Below are 17,297 nucleotides of genomic sequence, written 5' to 3'. Positions count from 1 at the left end.
CGAGTAGTCCAGTAAAGATCCCGAAAGGCGGTGGGAGCTGTGCGGCTCTCACGAAGAGGCCTGCTGCGCGCGGGCCTTGCCACCGGCGCCGCCGGCGCGCTCGGCGGCCTGGCGTCCGCGTGCGCGGTACCGGCCGGTTCGACCGGCGACGACATGGTGCTGTGGTACTGGAACGGCGGCCTGAGCGAAACCGTCGTGAAGAACGCCAAGAAGCGCTACGGCCCCTCGGTCGACCTGAAGGCGATCCAGATCGGCGGCTACTACCGCTCGAAGCTGATCACCACGATGGCCGGCCGCGCCCACATCCCCGACATCGCGGGCCTCAAGGGCGAGGACATGGCGTCCTACCTGCCGAACGCGGACCAGTTCGTGGACCTGCGCACGCTCGGCGCCGACAAGCTGAAGAGCCAGTACCTGTCGTGGAAGTGGGACCAGGGGGTCGCCGACGACGGGACGATGGTCGGCTTCCCGATCGACTGCGGTCCGGTCGCGCACTACTACCAGCCGGCCGTGTTCGCGAAGGCGGGCCTGCCGTCGCAGCCGGCCGACGTGTCCCGGGAGATCGCGACCTGGGAGCAGTTCTTCGCGGCCGGCGAGCAGTTGAAGAAGCGCATTCCGGGCACCTACCTGCTGACCGACATCACCAGCGTCTTCACGATGTCGATGAACCAGGGCACGAAGCAGTACGTCGACAGGGACCGGCACTTCATCGGCGACGGGGACCACGTCCGTACGGCGTGGGCGCGGGCGGTGGAGGCGAAGAAGCGCGGGATCGTGTCCAGCATCGTCAGCGGTACGCCGGACGCGCTGTCGGCGCAGGAGGACGGCAAGCTGCCGTCGAACCTGAACGCGTCCTGGTCGACGAGCGACCTCAAGCAGGGCGTCCCGAAGACGGCCGGCAAGTGGCGGGTGGCGAACTGTCCGGGCGGGCCCTCGAACATCGGGGGTTCGTTCCTGGCGATCACCAAGGAGTGCCGGGAGCCGGAGAAGGCGTTCGAGATCATCACCTGGCTGCTGAACGCCGGCAACCAGGCGCAGGGGTTCGTGGACGCGGGGCTGTTCCCGTCGACCCCGGCGTCGTACGGCATGAGGAAGCTGACCGAGCCCGACCCGTTCTTCGGCGGGCAGGTGACCATGGACGTCTTCGGGCCGGCCGCGCAGAAGATCCCGGTCGCCTACAACAGCCCGTTCGACATCGCGCTGGGCCAGCCCCTGAAGGACGAGATCAAGAACGTCGGCGTCCTCGGCAAGAACCCCGAGCAGGCCTGGAAGGACGCCATGAGCAAGTGCCGCCGGATCGCGAAGCACCTGGGGGTGAGCTACTGATGGCCACCGCCCTGGAGAAGCCTCCCGTGATCGGGAGATCCGCGCCGTCGCAGCCGAAGAAGGGCTGGCGCAAGTACTGGCATCTGTACGCCGCGATCTCCCCCTTCTACCTGCTGTTCCTCGGCTTCGGCCTGATCCCCGTCGGGTTCTCGCTGTACGTGTCGTTCCACCGCTGGGACGGGCTCGGCTCGATGGAGTGGGCCGGGCTCGCGCAGTACCGGTACCTGATCTCCGACACGGACTTCTGGAACTCGATCGGGAACACGATCATCATCTGGGCGCTCGCGACCTTCCCGATGATCTTCCTGGCGATGGTGACGGCCGTGATGCTGAACTCGGCCGTGCGGTTCAAGAACGTGTACCGGTTCGCGTACTTCCTGCCGAACGTGACCTCGGTGGTCGCGGTCGCGATCATCTTCGGGTCGGTGTTCTCCACCAACTTCGGCCTGATGAACGCCCTGTTGCAGGCGGTGGGGCTCGATCAGGTGGCGTGGCTGAACACGCCGTGGGGGATCAAGGTCGCCATCGCGACGCTGATGACCTGGCAGTGGACCGGCTACAACGCGATCATCTTCCTCGCCGGGCTCCAGACGATCCCGAGTGAGCTGTACGAGGCGGCGAAGGTCGACGGGGCGAACCCGTTCCAGACGTTCTTCCGGATCACGCTGCCGATGATGCGTCCGGTGCTGCTGTTCGTGCTGGTCGTCTCGACGGTGACCGGGCTCCAGTCGTTCTCGGAGCCGCAGGTGCTGCTCCAGTCGTCCGCCAACGACTCGACGTACGCGGGCGGTCCGGGGCACTCGGGCCAGACGATGGTCCTCTACTTCTTCCAGCAGACCTTCGACAACAACGACTTCGGCTACGGCGCCGCCGTGGCGTGGGGGATCTTCCTCGTCGTCATCATCTTCTCCATCGTCAACTGGCGCCTGGTGCAGCGCCGGGGCGAAGACTAGGAGCCGCGCGCCATGTCTTCCACCAAGGGCATCAAGGGCTCCCGCAGGCGCGGTATCGCGCTGCACGCCGTCCTGGTCGTCGGGCTGCTGCTGTCGGCGTTCCCGTTCTACTGGGCCGTCATCATGTCGACCCACACCTCGTCGGAGATCTTCTCCTACCCGCCGAAGCTGCTGCCGGGCTCGCACTTCGGGGAGAACGTCCGCAATCTCTTCGACGCGATCGACTTCTTCGGGTCGATGGGCAACTCGCTGCTGGTCGCGGGGAGCGTGACCGTGCTGGTGCTGTTCTTCGACTCGCTGGCCGCGTTCGTCTTCGCGAAGTTCCACTTCCCGGGGCGCGGGCTGCTGTTCGCGCTGCTGATGGTCATCTTCATGGTCCCGGCGCAGCTCGCGGCGATCCCGCAGTTCGTGATCATGGCGAAGCTGGGCTGGATCGGGTCGATGACGTCGCTGATCGTCCCGGCGGCGGCGAACGCGTTCGGCATCTTCTGGATGCGCCAGTACATGCGGGGCGCGATCCACGACGAGCTGCTCGACGCCTCGCGCATCGACGGCGCGAACTTCCTGCGCCAGTACTGGCACGTCGCGCTGCCGGTGGTGCGTCCCGGGCTCGCGTTCCTCGGGATCTTCACGTTCATGGGCCAGTGGAACGACTACGCCTGGCCGCTGATCGCGCTGACCAACCCGGACAACGTGACCCTCCAGGTGGCGCTGTCCCAGCTCAACGGCACGCACGGCACCACCGACTACGGCATGGTCATGACCGGCGCGCTGCTCGCGCTCGTCCCGCTGCTGATCGTGTTCGCGATCGGCGCCCGCCAGATCATCGGAGACCTCGCGAAGGGGGCCATCAAGTGATGGACCCGCTGTCCGCGCTCCGCCCCTGGGAGTCACCCGAGGTGACCTCCTGGGGGCGGCTGCCCATGTCCGCCGTGGACCGCCGGGCGGGCGCCCTCTCGCTGGACGGGGAGTGGCGCTTCCAGCTCCTGCCCTCGCCGGACGCGGCGCTCGGCGGCGCCTGGTCCTCGCAGACCCTGCCGGGCGCCTGGACGATGCAGAACACCGACGACCTGCCGGTCTACCTCAACGTCCGGATGCCGTTCGGGGACGTCCCGCCGTCCGTGCCCGCCGCGAACCCGACGGGCGTGTACGAGCGGGTCGTGGACGTGCCGGCCGAGTGGACCGGCAAGCGGATCGTCCTCCAGGTCGGTGCCGCCGAGAGCGTGCTCCTCGTCCACGTGGACGGCCGCCCGGTCGGCGTCTCGAAGGACTCGCACCTCGCGGCCGACTTCGACATCACGCGGTTCGCGCGCCCCGGCGAGCGCGTCCTGGTGCGCCTCACGGTCGTCAAATGGTCGGATGTCTCGCACATCGAGGACCAGGACCAGTGGTGGCACGCGGGCATCACCCGGTCCGTCCTCCTCTACGCCACCGACCCCCTGCACCTCGCCGACGTCGACGTGCGCGCCCGTGCCGACGGGGCGTTGCGCGTCGACTGCGCGGTGCGGCACACGGGCGGCGAACTGCCGGACGGCTGGTACGTCACCGGCGAGCTGAACGGCGCCCTCCTCACCCAGGACGCCGAACTCGACCGGTTCAACGAGGAGGACGGCCGCGTCTCCGGCTTCCTCGGCGAGGTCCGCCTGAACCACCAGGTCACCGGCGTACGGCCGTGGACCGCCGAGACGCCGTTCCTGTACGACCTCGCCGTCCGCCTGCACCGCGCCGACGGCTCGGTCGCCGACGTCTCCCGGCACCGGGTGGGGTTCCGGGACGTCGCGGTCGTGGGCCGGGATCTGCTGGTCAACGGGGTGCGGGTGTTCCTGCGCGGGGTGAACCGGCACGACTTCCACCCGCTGACGGGCCGGACGGTGTCGTACGAGGACATGCGCGCCGACCTCGCCCTGCTGAAGCGGTTCAACTTCAACGCCGTCCGCACCTCGCACTACCCGAACGACCCGGCGTTCTACGACCTCGCCGACGAACTCGGCGTCTACGTGGTCGACGAGGCGGACATCGAGTCCCACGACCACGCCCACGAGATCGCCGACGACCCGCGCTACCTGGGCGCCTTCGTGGACCGCGTCTCGCGGATGGTGCTGCGGGACAAGAACCACCCCTCGGTGATCGTCTGGTCGCTGGGCAACGAGTCGGACTACGGGGCGAACCACGACGCGGCGGCCGGCTGGGTGCGCCGGCACGACCCGACTCGACCGGTTCAGTACGAGGGCGCCGCGAAGCTCGACTGGGCGGCCCGCTCGGACGCCTCGGACATCGCCTGCCCGATGTACGCCTCGCTGGACGACGTGGTCGCGCACGCCCGCTCGGGGACCCAGACCAAGCCGCTGATCTGGTGCGAGTACTCGCACGCGATGGGCAACAGCAACGGCACGCTCGCGGACCACTGGGCCGCCATCGAGTCAACGCCTGGACTTCAGGGCGGGTTCATCTGGGAGTTCTGGGACCACGGAATCCTCCAACGTGTGAACGACGGACGACCGGCCGGGCGTGGGGGCGCCGGGCTCTACGAGAGCGGCGTCGCCGGACCCGGCCACCGCTGGGCGTACGGCGGTGACTTCGGCGAACCCGATCACGACGGCGCGTTCATCGCGGACGGCGTCGTCTTTCCCGACCGGACCCCGAAGCCGGTGATGTTCGAACACCGGGAGATCGCGGCGCCGGTCCGGCTGGCCCTGGACGACGACGGCGATCTCGTGGTCTCCAACCACCAGCACTTCCGGGGCCTCGACCAGCTGGCCGCCGAGTGGCGGCTCGCGCTCGCCGACGGCACCGTTCTCACCGCCGTGGCAGAACTGCCGGAACTGGCGCCGGGTGACTCCGGCACCGTCCCCGTGCCGTTCGCGCTGCCTCAGGACGGCGGCGAGGCGTGGCTGACCCTGCGGGTGACGACGGCGGAGGACCTGCCGTGGGCGCCGGCGGGGGCGGAGGTCTGCGTGCCGCAGGTGCGGCTGCGGGGGCCCTCCCCCGCCGGGAAACCGGTGGCGAAGGGCCGCGTGGAGGTCGACGGCGACGGGCTGCTCGTCCACCCGCTGCTCACCTCGGCGCCGGTGCTCTCGCTGTGGCGGGCGCCCACCGACAACGACGAACTGGGCGGCATCGCGGCGCGCTGGCGGGCATGGGGGCTCGACCAGCTCGTGCGCGAGGTCGTCTCGGTGCAGCGGGACGGCGCGGCCGTCATCGTCGACGCCGAGTACGCGGGCACGACGGGTGTCGTACGGCACCGGCAGATCCTCACGCCGGTCGAGGGCGGCATCCACGTCGACGAGTCGGCGCAGGTGCCGGAGGCGTTCCACGATGTGGCGCGCGTCGGCTCGGTCTTCGAGACGGTGCCCGGGCTCGACCTGCTGGAGTGGTTCGGGCAGGGCCCCTGGGAGTCGTACCCGGACCGCGCGGCCGGCGCCCCCGTCGGCCACCACGCGCGGCCTGTCGACGCGTTGTTCACGCCGTACCTGCGCCCGCAGGAGAGCGGCGGCCTGCACGGCGTACGGCGCTTCACCCTGTCCGCGCCGGACGCCACCGGGCTCGCCGTGACCCTGGACGCGCCGCGTCAGGTCTCCGTCACGCGCCACCGCGCGGGCGACCTGACGGCGGCGGCGCACCACGACGAGCTGGTGCCGCGCGCGGGCTGCGTGGTGCACGTCGACGCGGCGCACCGGGGGCTCGGCACGGCCTCGTGCGGGCCCGACACCTTCCCCTCCTATCTGGTCGCGACGGGCTGCCATCACTGGAGCTGGACCCTGCGCGTGCTGTAACACCCACCTCTCACTTCTGAGCACCACCGGAGCACCTGTGTGTACGTCGCATGCCCATGACTCTTCCGGCCAGGAGCCCTGCGAGGCTCCGCAGGCCGCTGCCGGACGGCGCGGCTTCCTGCGCGCGACGGCGCTGCTCGGCGCCGCCGCGACCGCCGGGGTGGCGCTGCCCGCCGGGACCGCCTCGGCCTCCGTGGCGGAGAAGCGCCCCTCCTGGCGTCCCGACGCGAAGAGCCGTCGGTTCACGCTCGCCGTGATGCCCGACACGCAGTACCTCTTCGACGGGCCCAGCATCGACGCGAAGCCCGTCGAGGCGTCCCTCAAGTACCTGCTGGAGCACGGGAAGGACGAGAACATCGTCTTCCTGTCGCACCTGGGCGACCTGACGCAGAACGGGGCCGCCGCCGAGTTCTCCGCGATCGGCGAGGCGTTCGGGCTGCTGGACCGCAAGGGGGTCGGCTACAGCGTGCTGGCCGGGAACCACGACGTGAAGTCCTCGACGACCGACCAGCGCGGGGCCTCGCCCTATCTGGACGCGTTCGGGCCGAAGCGGTTCGCGGCCAAGCCGACGTTCGGCGGGGCGTCCCCGGACGGGTACAACACGTACCACCGCTTCCACGCCGGGGGCCGTCAGTGGCTGGTCCTCGCGCTGGACTGGCGGCTGTCCGACCAGGGGTACGCGTGGGCGGAGAGCGTCCTCGCGAAGCACCCGAAGACGCCGGTGATCCTCACGACGCACGAACTCGTCGTGGACGACGACCAGTTGTCGGACTACGGGCAGCAGCTGTGGGACCGGCTGGTCAAGGACCACGACCAGATCTTCCTGACGCTGAACGGGCACTACTGGCCGGCGGGGCGGGCGACGCGCAAGAACAGCGCGGGGAACGACGTCCACCTGCATCTGACGAACTATCAGAACCGGTACTTCGGCGGCGCGGCGATGATCCGGCTGTACCGCTTCGACCTCGACCGCAACGTCATCGACGTCGAGACGGTGTCGCCGTGGATCCTCGGGCGGGCGAAGAAGGGGCTGAACGAGTTCGAGCGGCAGGAGATCGAACTCAGCGGTGACGCCGACCGGTTCAGCGTCGACATCGACTTCGCGGCCCGGTTCCAGGGCTTCGACCCGGTGCCGGTGCGGGCGGCGCGGCCCGCGTCGAAGATGCTGGTGCGGGGGACGGTCGCGTACTGGCGGTTCGACAAGGCGGTGGGCGGCACGGTCCGCGACCTGTCGGGGAAGGGCAACGACCTCACGCAGGTGAGCGTGGGCGGCGGTTCCCTCGGCTGGTCCGCCGACCACCACCCCGACCAGCCCGGGCACGGGAGCCTGGAGTTCCAGGGGTTCAAGTCGCCTTTGCGGGGCGCCTACTTGAAGACCGTGGACTCGGCGCCGATCAACAAGGCCGTGTTCAGGAACGGGTACACCATCGAGGCGTTCTACCGCCTGCCCGCCGACTGGGACCCGGCGCACCACGCCTGGTCGGGCATCGTCGGCCGGACCGGCACGGGCGGGGCCGCGCACAAGACCGGCGACGACCCGGACGAGCCGCTCGCCACGCTCTCGCTGTCCAACGACCGCGAGCCGCAGTGGGCGATGCGCCCGCTGAACCAGGAGGGCATCGCCACCAACTGGGGCCAGCAGACGCCGCTGGAGACCTGGTGGCACGTCGCCGTCGTCAACGACGGGAAGCACACGACGCTGTACGTCGACGGCTGCCCGGTCGTGCGCAACCCCAAGGCCGTCTCCACGGGGATCACGTCGGTCGGGCTGCCGTGGCTGCTCGGCGGTTACGAGTACGCCGGGAAGATCGACCAGATCCTGCACGCGCGCCTCGGCGATGTGCGGATCGTCGAACGGGCGCTGCCCGTCAGCCAGTTCATGAACCACTGACCGTCCCCGCAACGCCTTTCCCAGAAAGACCTGTCATGACCGAGCAACAGCTCCCCACCTGGGCCGACCCCTCCGTCGCGCCCGCCGACCTCGATCCGCAGGGCGTCTCCCGGCGTGGACTCCTGCGCAGCGCGGGCCTGTTCGGGGCGGCGTTCGCGCTGTCCCCGGCGCTGGCCTCCCCCGCGTCCGCCGCACCGGCCGCGGGCAAGGGCCACGGCGGCTACGGGGGCGAGGACCCGCGCCTCGCCTACCTCGTCGGCGACCACCACATCCACTCCGTGTACAGCCACGACGCGAAGTACACGTTCTCCCAACTCGCCGCGAAGGCCGCCGAGTTCGGCCTCGACTGGATGGTGTTCACCGAGCACTCCAACTTCGGGCACGCCGACTTCGGCGCCGCCCTGGAGCACCAGGAGATCCTCAAGGCCCGCAAGGAGAACCCGCGCCAGCTCATCTTCCAGGGCCTGGAGTGGTACATCCCGGCCGCCGAGCACTGCACGGTGTTCACCCCGCCCGGCCCCCACGAGGTCGACGTCCTGACCCGGTTCGAGAGCGCCTTCGACGGCAAGCTCCTGAACTACACGGACGGCGCGCCCGGCAACGCCAACACCGCGCGCAACGAGGCCCACGCCGTCAAGGCGATCAAGTGGCTGGCGGAGCAGCGCCGTACCGGTTACGTGGACGACGTCCTCGTGCTCGCCAACCATCCGATGCGCCTCGGCATCGACTCCCCGCACGAGCTGCGGGCCTGGCGCGACGCCGCCCCCGAGATCATGATCGGCATGGAGGGGGCGCCGGGTGCTCAGGGCGCGGCGATCCCCGGCTGGCGCGGGGCGAACTCGATCCGGGGCGAGTACGAGAACGCGCCGTCGGCGAACTCCTTCGCGGGGTACCCGAAGGAGGCGTATCTGACGTACGGCGGCTTCGACTGGGCGACGGCGACCGTCGGCGGGCTGTGGGACTCGATGCTGGCAGAAGGCGGCCTGTTCTCGATCACCAGCAACTCCGACGCGCACCGCGTGGTCTTCGACACGTGGAAGAACGGCGACTGGCCGGCCGGGCGGAACTTCGACAACACCGGCAAGCTGCCCGACCCCATCGACACGACGTCCCCGCAGCCGGGCAGCGACTTCTGGCCGGGCCAGTTCAGCCGTACGCACGTCGGTGTCACCCGCTACGGCTACCGCGCGGTCATGGCCGGTATGCGCGCGGGCCGCGTCTGGGCGGACCACGGCCACCTGCTGGACGGCCTTGAGGTGCGCCTGAAGCGCCGGCACAGCCACGGCCGGGGCGTCACCCTCGGGGGCCGCCTGCGGGTCCGCAGGGGCGAGAAGCTGACCCTGGAGATCACGGTCACCACGGCGTCCCGCGTCAACCCCCACGGCATCCTCCCGAAGCTGGCCCACGTGGACGTCATCCGGGGCACGGTGACGGGCCCGGTCACGGACGCCGACACGTGGAAGGCGCCCGACACGAAGGTGGTCCGCACGAAGGACGTCTCCGGCCTCAAGGGCACCTACACGCTGCGCATCCCGGTCACGGTGGAGGACGACTCCTTCTACCTGCGCCTGCGCGGCAGCGACGGCAACCGCCACGGCACGGGCTACCTCGGCGCCTCCGTCGACCCGCACGGCCCGGTCCCCCACGCCCCGGGCGACGGCGACCCGTGGGCGGACACCTGGTTCTACGCGAACCCGATCTTCGTGGACGTGGTGCGCTGACCCGCGGTCAGGCGCCGGCATCGCGACGAAGGTGACACCTCCCGCGACGACGCGGTCCTTGACGACGGCGCCCAGGCGGCGCATCACGATCACGGCGGACGAGCCGGTGTCTCGGAGTGGTTGGACTGTAACGCCCCCGCGCGCCGGCGGATGCCGATTGCGGGACCGAACGGTGGACAAGCCACCATCATGTGAATTCTCCCGTCACGGCGTACGGTTGGCCGTGTGACCACGGAAGAATCGGTGCGGCCCCAGTCCCTGATGCTCACGTTCCTGGGCGATCAGGTACTGGGGCGCTCCGTCTGTGTGTACTCCGGCAGCGTCATCGACGTGTTCGCGCGGGCCGGGGTCGGGGAGCAGGCGACCCGCTCGACGCTGACCCGGATGGTGAACCGGGGGCTGCTGCGCAGGCAGCGGGAGGGCCGGCGGATGTACTTCGGGCTGACCGCGCACTCGGAGGCCGTGCTGCGGGACGGGGAGCGGCGGGTGTGGCACACGGGCGCGGTGAACCGGCGGTGGGACGGTTCGTGGACGCTGCTCGGGTTCTCGCTGCCGGAGTCGTGGCAGCGGCAACGGCACGACCTGCGCTCGAAGCTGGCGTGGCACGGGTTCGGTCCGCTGTTCAGCGGGCTGTGGATCGCGCCGGGCGAGGTGGACGTCGCCGAGCTGGTCGAGGAGCTGGGGCTGTCGGCGCACGTGAAGGTGTTCCGCGCGCAGGCGGACGCGGGCACGGACATCACGGCGATGATCGAGGAGACCTGGGAGCTGGGCGAACTGGCGTCCCGGTACGCGGCGTTCCGGGAGCGCTGGCAGCGCTGGGAGGGGGAACTCCCGTCGGCGGAGGACGCGTTGGCGCGCCGTCTGCTGCTCCAGACGGACTGGCTGAACATCATCCGCCGCGACCCCCGCCTCCCCGTGCTCCACCTCCCGGCCGACTGGCCCGCGGACGGCGCGGAGAAGACGTTCCGGCGCGTCCACGAACGCCTCACGCCGCTCGCGGAGGAAGCGGCGGCCCGCCTCATCGACCTGGTGCCGGCCCAGAGTTGAGGGTCGTTTCCCGGCCGCGGTCCCACCCGAAAAGGCCAACACCCGCGCACACCCGGATGATCTGGGCCACCATGGGAGATGACCGCAGCGTGTACCGCAGTTGACGGGGGCTTCCTTCCGGAGAGAGGGCCGCGGATGCGTACCGAGGTGTTCACGGGGGACGGCAGGCGGTTGGCGGTGGAGATCGCGGGCGATCCGCGCGGCTTCCCGGTGTTCCTGCTGCACGGCACCCCCGGCAGCCGGATCGGCCCGGCGCCCCGCCCGATGCTGCTCTACCACCAGCGGGTCCGCCTGATCACCTACGACCGTCCGGGGTACGGCAGTTCGGACCGGCTGCCGGGCCGCTCGGTGGCGCATGTCTCCGAGGACGTCGCGGCGATCGCGGACGCGCTCGGCGTGGAGCGCTTCGCCGTGGTCGGCCGCTCGGGCGGCGGCCCGCACGCGCTGGCCTGCGCGGCGCTGCTCGCGGGCCGTGTGACGCGCGTCGCGGTCCTGGTGAGCCTGGCCCCGCGCGACGCGGCGGGCCTGGACTGGTTCGCGGGGATGGCCGCGTCGAACGTCCGCGAGTACGCGCAGGCCGTCGTCGGCCCCGACCGGCTCGCCGCGAGCCTGCGCGCCCGCTCGGTCGCGATCCGCGCCGACCCGCGCAAGCTGCTGTCCGAACTGCGCTGGGAGCTCACGGAGTCGGACCTCAGGGTGATCGCGGACGCCGGTATCCGCTCCATGCTGATCCGCAGCTACGCGGAGGCGCTCAGCGTCTCGGCGGACGGCTGGGTCGACGACGCGCTGTCGTTCTGCGCGCCGTGGGGTTTCGCCCTGGACGCGATCTCCGTACCGGTGCTGCTGTGGCACGGCGAGCAGGACGTGTTCGCGCCGGCCAGCCACACGCGGTGGCTGGCGGAGCACATCCCGGGCCGTACGGTCGTCGTGCATCCGAGGGCGGCGCACTTCGCGGCGCTGCGGGTGCTGCCGGACATCGTGACGTGGCTGTCGGGCGGCCCCAGCCAGCTGGCGCCGTCCCAGATGTGACGAACCGTCAGATCAGGGGCGGCTCCAGGTCCCGGTGGATGCGCTTGCCCTCGCGCACGCTCACCGTGTGCGGATGCCCCTCGCCGAGGAGCCGTTCCAGGTCGGCCTGGGCACTCTCCTGCAACTGCTCGGCCTCCGGTATCCGCCTGAGCGCCCGCAGGGTGACGGACAGGTTGGCGCGGGAGACGATCGTGTCCGGGTGCTTGTAGCCGAGCGCCTTCTGGAACCCGGTGACGGCGAACCGCTCCAGCTCCTCCGAGCGGTGCAGCTCCTCCAGTTCGGCGAGGGTGTTGGCGAGGTTGACCGCGCAGGCCAGCACGTACGGGTGGGCGTCCCCGAGGACCTCGCGCAGGGTGGCGTGGTTGCCCTCCAGCAGCACCCGCGCGTCCTCCACGCGGCCCGAACCGCGCAGGAAGATCCCGCAGTTGTTGAGGGCGGCCAGCGTCGCGGGATGGCGTTCGCCGGGCGCGACGCGGTACTGCCGGACGATGTCCTCGGTGAGGGCGAGCGCCTCCTCGCGGGCGCCGGTGGCGTACAGGTCGGTGGCGTAGTTGAGGGTGCAGTCGAGGACGTCGGGGGTGGCCGTGGGGGTCTCGCGCAGCCGGTAGTTCTCGCGGGTCTGGTGGGTGAGGGCGCGGGCCTCGTCGACGAGCCCGGCCTTGCGCAGGGACACGGCGAGGCTCTTGGCGCCGCGCAGCGTCTCCGGGTACAGCTCGCCGAAGGTCTCGATGTAGGCCGCGTGGCTGCCGCGCAGCAGGGAGACCGAGGCGTCGTACTCGCCGGTCTCGCGCAGGTCGCGGCCGAGGTTGGTGACGCTGATCAGGGTGTGCGGGTGCTTGGCGCCGAGGTCGTTGCGGCGCCGGTCGTAGATCTCCTGATCGATGTCGCGGGCCTCGTTGTAGCGGCCGAGCAGGCGCAGGCACACGGCGCGGTTGTTGTTGGCGCTGAGGGTGCGCGGGTGGTCCTCGCCGAACGCCTCCTTGAAGCCGAGGTAGGCCTCGTCGGCCATCTGGAGGGCGTCGGCGAAGCGGCCGACGGAGCCGAGGTCGGTGGCGAGGCCGCTGGTGGTCATGAGGATGTGCGGGTGGTCGGGGGCGAGCAGGGAGCGCTGCTGGTCGCGGACGTCGGAGCCGAGCTGCTCGGCCTCCACGTACTTGCCGAAGGAGCGCAGGATGTTGACGATGTGGAAGCGCAGGTGGAGGAGCTGGATCCGGAGGTTGGTGAGGTAGAGGCGCTCCTCGTCGAGGGTGCGCAGCGGCCGTCCGCCGGACTGCGCGGGGAGGTGGGGCGGGTCCTCGGGTTCCCGGGAGAAGGCGGCGATGCGCCTCCGGGAGTCGTCCAGCTTCTCCTCCCACAGGGCGCGCAGGTTCTCCGCGAAGGTGATGGCGGCGGGGAGTTCGCCGCGCTTCCACAGGTAGCGGACGCGGTCGATGAGGAGCTGCCGGGTCTCGGGGTCGTCGCAGATGCTGGCCTCGGAGGCGTCGAGGTGGGGCCAGATCGCGGCGAACGTGGGCTGGTTCTCGGGGTCGTCGATGGGCTCCTCGCCCGAGGGGCGGGCCCCGGCGAGGATGCGGTGGACGACGTGCTGCGCCTCCAGCTGTTCGCGCTGTGTCAGCTGGGAGCGGATGACGGCCTGGACGAGCCGGTGCACCTGGATCGTGCTCTGCTGGGAGCGGTCCACCTTGGCGAGCGCGAAGCGGCCGATCTCGCGGATGACCCGGCCGAGGACCATCTTCTCGTGGAGCGAGGGGTCCTCGGCGGCCAGCACACGGATCATCTCGTCGCCGTACAGGAGCTTCATGGAGATCGGTTCGGCGGCGAAGAACGCGCACAGTTGCAGCAGGCGTACGGCGGCCGGGGAGCGTTCCTTGAGGCGTTCGATGGAGACGTTCCAGGTGGCGGCGACGGGCTGCGGGTAGCCGGCGGGCTGGCTGAGGGACAGGACGTGTTCGGCCTGCCGGTCGAGTTCGAGGAGGTAGTCGTCGACGGGGGTGGCGGTCTCGGCGAGCCAGGCGCCGGCCTGTTCGAGCGCGAGGGGCAGGTCCCCGACGGCGGCGGCGACCCGGTCGGCGTCCTCGGCGCTGAGGTCGGGGGCCCGGCGCAGCAGGTGCTCGACGCTCTCCTCGCGCAGGAAGGGGTCGATCTCCAGGGCCTCGCCGTACTGGAGCCAGGTCTGGTTGCGGGAGGTGATCAGGACGTGTCCGCTGCCGCCGGGCAGCAGATGGCTGACCTCCTGGGGTTCGTCGGCGTTGTCGAAGACCAGCAGCCAGCGCAGCGAGGGCCCGGACTGCCGCAGGTGGTCGCGGACCTCCTGGGCGACCTGGGCGGCGTCCTCCCCGCCGCGCAGGCCGAGCCGGGGGGCGAGGTCGGCGAGCGCGGAGACCACGAACTCGCTGCGCTCGGAGGAGATCCACCAGACGAGGTCGTAGTCGGCGGCGAACCGGTGGACGTACTCCAGCGCGATCTGCGTCTTGCCGACGCCGCCGAGCCCGTACAGGGCGTAGGCGGCGCTGCGTCCGCCGGTGCCGCTCGCGCCGAGGAGGTCGCGCAGCTTCTCCAGGAGGGCGCTGCGGCCGGTGAAGGAGGAGTTGCGGGGGCTCACGTTCCAGAAGCGGGGCTGGGTGTCGGGGAAGCGGGCGGCGGCCGTCGTGCCGGTGTCGTCGGCGAGGTCGGCGGGCAGCGGCGGCTTGCCGAGGGCGCGCAGCAGGGCCGTCGCCGCGTTCTTCTCGCTGGTGCGGACGAGGTCGACGCTGGGCCAGTCGGTGAACGCGGGCGCGGGCCGGATGTCCCCGACGCGGACGGCGAGGACCTGGCGCCGTCCGGTGGGGTCGTTGCCGGTGGCGGTCTCCCACACGTGGCGGGCGCGCGCGGAGCGCTGGTAGGCCGGGGAGAGGACGACGACGGTGCGGTCGGCGGGTTTGTCGGCGCCGTCACCTTCGCCGCCCGCGTAGCGGGGGACCACCCGGAAGCCGGCGCGGGTGAGCAGGACGGTGATCCACTCCGCCCACATGCGGTCCTCGGACACGTAGCTGAGGTGCAGGTCGGCGGGGAGCGCGGCGCGGGTGCGGACGAACTTCCGTTTGACGCCGAGGCGTTGCTCCTCGTCCATGCGGGGCAGGGCGGTGACGGCCTGCGCGGAGATGACGGCGGTGAGCCGTTCGAACGCGGCGAGCAGGGAGATCGGGTTGCCGGCCTCGTCGGCGAAGGTGGCGAGGGTCTCCTCGTACGCGTAGTACGGCCGGTAGGGGACCTCCACCGACAGCCAGTAGTTGGTGAGCTGATCGTCCGTCAGGCCGGCGGGCCAGCCGTCGAACTTGGCGCGCGCGAGCATCCGTCCGGCGTCCGCCTTCTCCTTCTCGCCCTCGTCGATGCGCATCGGCACGGGCAGGATGCGGATGTTGCGCGGGCGGAACCGTTCGCCGATGTCGCGGGCGACGGACGCGGCGCCGTCGATGGACTGGTCGCTGAGGGTGAAGCAGTCCACGAGGACGTCGGGCAGGTGGGCGGTGCAGATGTCGGCGATGTCGGAGAGGCCGGTGCGGCTGTCGATGAGGATGTAGTCGTAGTGGGCGCGCATGTCGTCGCGCAGGGCGTCGAAGAAGAGGCCGCCGCCGAGCCGGTCGTAGAAGTTGTCCCAGTCGAAGGTGGCGACGATCGCCGAGTAGTCGCGGTTCTGGCGGCCCGCCGTGACCAGGTCGAGGGTGCCGGGCTCGGGGAAGGCCCAGTCGACGGAGACGGCGTGCCGCTGCACGCGCGCGTACTCGCGGTGCCAGTCGTCCGGGCGGCCCTCGCCGTCGTCGTCGGTGGCCGCCCACGCGTACTCGGTGAGCAGGTCGATCACGCCGGTCGTCGCGCCGACGGTGGCCGGGTCGAGGAAGGGGTGGAAGAAGCGGTGCAGGCCCGGCGCCTCCAGGTCCCAGTCCACGGCCAGCACGCGTTTGCCGTTGGCGGCGAGGATCCAGGCGACGTTGGCCAGCGCCATCGTGCGTCCGGTGCCGCCCTTGTACGAGTAGAACGTCACGATGCGGCCTGCGCGGCCACCCTGTTCGTCGAGGCTCATCGCGGTCCCTCCTCCTCGGCACGACGACGATCGGGCGCCGCCCAGGGGCTGCCCTGGTGACGCTGGTGGGCTTGGTGGTCCGGGGGCGGCTGGGGCTGGTGGGCCGAAGGCCGGCCGGCCGATGGCTGGTCGCCCTGGGGCTGGTGGGGGCTGTGGCTGTCCGGCCGGCCCCGGTCCTCCTCCCGGCCCCGGCCCGGTGGCCGGCTCCGGTTTCCCTGCCGGCTCTTCTCTTCCTCGCGGCCCATGTCGCCCAGCCGGAAACGGCGCGGGCCCTCGCCGGGCGGTGTGCGGGCGGGGGCGCGTCTGAGGTACTCGGTCGCCGCCCAGTGCACGACGCGCGGGAGCTGGCGGCTGAACGTGGCCGGGTCGGGGCCGAGGACGGGCGGACGGCCCGCCTGGCGCTGGCGGCGGGTGCGGCGCGGGAGCGCGGCCTCGACCTCGGCGGCGACGCTGCGGCCGTCCGCGTCGTCGTCGCGGTCGGCGCCGTTCCAGGGGACGACGACGCCGGTCGCGGGCCGGTCGGCGGCGTCGAACTCGCCCAGCCTGGACCGGTGTTCGGGGTCGCGCAGCAGCCAGCGGTCCAGGAGCAGCACCTCGGGCCCGTCGGCCGGCCCGGCCCGGTGGTCGAACTCCCGTACGTCCGGCTGGAAGTCGAGCCGCTCGGCGATGTCGGACGCCAGCTTGCCGAGCGGGTACGGCGATACGGGGTGGTAGGGCCGCCAGTCGAGCGGCGTGCGCCCGTAGTAGGCGGGGTCGCGGCCCTCGGGCAGGGTCGTGCGGGAGGCCGCGGCGACGCTGATGCGCAGGCGGCGCCGGGTGGTCGGCCGGGGCGGCGGCTCGGCGGGGCTCGGGTGTGCCGCGTGCGCGAACGCGTCCCGCGCGGCGTCCAGGCTGTCGCGGTCGCCGTCTCCGTGCGGGACGGCGGTGGCGTCCCCGGCCGCGACGATCCGCCGGGCGAGCGTGTGGACGTCCTTCTCGTAGTCGCTGCGGAACGACCGTAACTTGGCGAGCCCGTACAGCCCGAACTCCCGGTAGCGCTGGGTGTGTTCGTGCTCGGGATGGGGGACGCCCCGGGTGCAGGGCGGCAGCCGGCGCTCGGGCACCGGCGCCCACAGCGCGGGCACCACCGCGCCGGGCATCGAGCCGGGCCTGCGGCCGAACACGGTCCACTCCCGCCCGCACCAGGGGCTGATGAAGTAGCGCGGCGAGTACAGCGGCACGAACACCCGGCACTGCGCGAGCGAGCGGGCGAGGTCGTCGCTCAGCGCCTCCCCCGCGCGCATCGACCGGTCCATGTACCCGGCGCCCGACGCGGACACGGTCGTCAGGTTGAGGACGACGTCGCACAGGTCGCGGAAGAGCCGGTGCACCCACAGATCCGGGTCGGCCCGGTCGGACCCGCCGCGCGGCACATGGGCGTAACTCAGGAAGAAGTACGGCCCGCCCGCCTCGCCCCCCACCGGCTCCGTAGGCTGCACACGCTCCCCCGATCCCCGT

The 17,297-nt window shown here is 71.5% G+C and carries 10 protein-coding genes; 8 read left to right on the top strand and 2 right to left on the bottom strand.

Going from position 1 to position 17,297, the window contains the following annotated elements:
- The first annotated feature begins 39 nt into the window (after window positions 1-39).
- The 8 genes from PV682_RS05945 to PV682_RS05910 all read left to right on the top strand — a co-directional run bounded on the left by PV682_RS05945 (window position 40) and on the right by PV682_RS05910 (window position 11,740).
- Window positions 40-1,326 carry an extracellular solute-binding protein gene (locus tag PV682_RS05945; protein WP_319724723.1) on the top strand — a complete coding sequence of 429 codons (1,287 nt, stop codon included), beginning with the start codon at window positions 40-42 and terminating at the stop codon, window positions 1,324-1,326.
- Window positions 1,326-2,279 (top strand): carbohydrate ABC transporter permease, encoded by a 954-nt coding sequence (locus PV682_RS05940; protein WP_319724721.1) that lies wholly within the window; start codon window positions 1,326-1,328, stop codon window positions 2,277-2,279. The genes PV682_RS05945 and PV682_RS05940 overlap by 1 nt, the downstream gene beginning before the upstream one ends.
- A gap of 12 nt (window positions 2,280-2,291) precedes the next feature.
- A complete protein-coding gene (locus PV682_RS05935) occupies window positions 2,292-3,137 on the top strand; it encodes a carbohydrate ABC transporter permease (protein WP_319724719.1) in 846 nt (281 codons plus the stop codon).
- Window positions 3,137-6,052 (top strand): glycoside hydrolase family 2 TIM barrel-domain containing protein, encoded by a 2,916-nt coding sequence (locus PV682_RS05930; protein WP_319724717.1) that lies wholly within the window; start codon window positions 3,137-3,139, stop codon window positions 6,050-6,052. Before PV682_RS05935 ends, PV682_RS05930 begins: the two co-directional genes overlap by 1 nt.
- Window positions 6,053-6,089: 37 nt before the next feature.
- Window positions 6,090-7,943, top strand: a complete 1,854-nt coding sequence (locus PV682_RS05925) for a LamG-like jellyroll fold domain-containing protein (protein ID WP_319724715.1) — start codon at window positions 6,090-6,092, stop codon at window positions 7,941-7,943.
- A 35-nt stretch (window positions 7,944-7,978) separates the two neighbouring features.
- Window positions 7,979-9,664, top strand: coding sequence for a PHP domain-containing protein (locus PV682_RS05920; RefSeq protein ID WP_319724713.1), 1,686 nt, complete (start codon window positions 7,979-7,981; stop codon window positions 9,662-9,664).
- A 225-nt stretch (window positions 9,665-9,889) separates the two neighbouring features.
- Window positions 9,890-10,711, top strand: a complete 822-nt coding sequence (locus PV682_RS05915) for a PaaX family transcriptional regulator (protein ID WP_319724711.1) — start codon at window positions 9,890-9,892, stop codon at window positions 10,709-10,711.
- A gap of 135 nt (window positions 10,712-10,846) precedes the next feature.
- Window positions 10,847-11,740: an alpha/beta fold hydrolase gene (locus PV682_RS05910; RefSeq protein WP_319724709.1), complete on the top strand. Its 894-nt coding sequence runs from the start codon at window positions 10,847-10,849 to the stop codon at window positions 11,738-11,740.
- Window positions 11,741-11,747: 7 nt separating this feature from the next.
- Here the strand turns inward: PV682_RS05910 and fxsT are convergent, their stop codons facing one another.
- Window positions 11,748-15,800 (bottom strand): FxSxx-COOH system tetratricopeptide repeat protein, encoded by a 4,053-nt coding sequence (gene fxsT, locus PV682_RS05905; RefSeq protein ID WP_319724707.1) that lies wholly within the window; start codon window positions 15,798-15,800, stop codon window positions 11,748-11,750.
- On the bottom strand, window positions 15,797-17,278 hold the full coding sequence (locus PV682_RS05900) for a TIR-like protein FxsC (RefSeq protein ID WP_319724705.1): 1,482 nt from the start codon (window positions 17,276-17,278) through the stop codon (window positions 15,797-15,799). The genes fxsT and PV682_RS05900 overlap by 4 nt, the downstream gene beginning before the upstream one ends.
- Between the last annotated feature and the right edge of the window lie 19 nt (window positions 17,279-17,297).

The organism is Streptomyces niveiscabiei (assembly GCF_033794345.1).
GTDB lineage: Bacteria > Actinomycetota > Actinomycetes > Streptomycetales > Streptomycetaceae > Streptomyces > Streptomyces niveiscabiei.
The sequence above is the reverse complement of the archived record's forward strand: the minus strand, read 5'-3'. Positions and strand labels throughout refer to the sequence as shown.

Excerpts from the sequence above, each read along its gene's own strand:
- PV682_RS05910 (WP_319724709.1), top strand. The coding sequence starts at position 10,847 with ATGCGTACCGAGGTGTTCACGGGGGACGGCAGGCGGTTGGCGGTGGAG.
- PV682_RS05940 (WP_319724721.1), top strand. The coding sequence starts at position 1,326 with ATGGCCACCGCCCTGGAGAAGCCTCCCGTGATCGGGAGATCCGCGCCG.
- fxsT (WP_319724707.1), bottom strand. The coding sequence starts at position 15,800 with ATGAGCCTCGACGAACAGGGTGGCCGCGCAGGCCGCATCGTGACGTTC.
- PV682_RS05920 (WP_319724713.1), top strand. The coding sequence starts at position 7,979 with ATGACCGAGCAACAGCTCCCCACCTGGGCCGACCCCTCCGTCGCGCCC.
- PV682_RS05935 (WP_319724719.1), top strand. The coding sequence starts at position 2,292 with ATGTCTTCCACCAAGGGCATCAAGGGCTCCCGCAGGCGCGGTATCGCG.
- PV682_RS05930 (WP_319724717.1), top strand. The coding sequence starts at position 3,137 with ATGGACCCGCTGTCCGCGCTCCGCCCCTGGGAGTCACCCGAGGTGACC.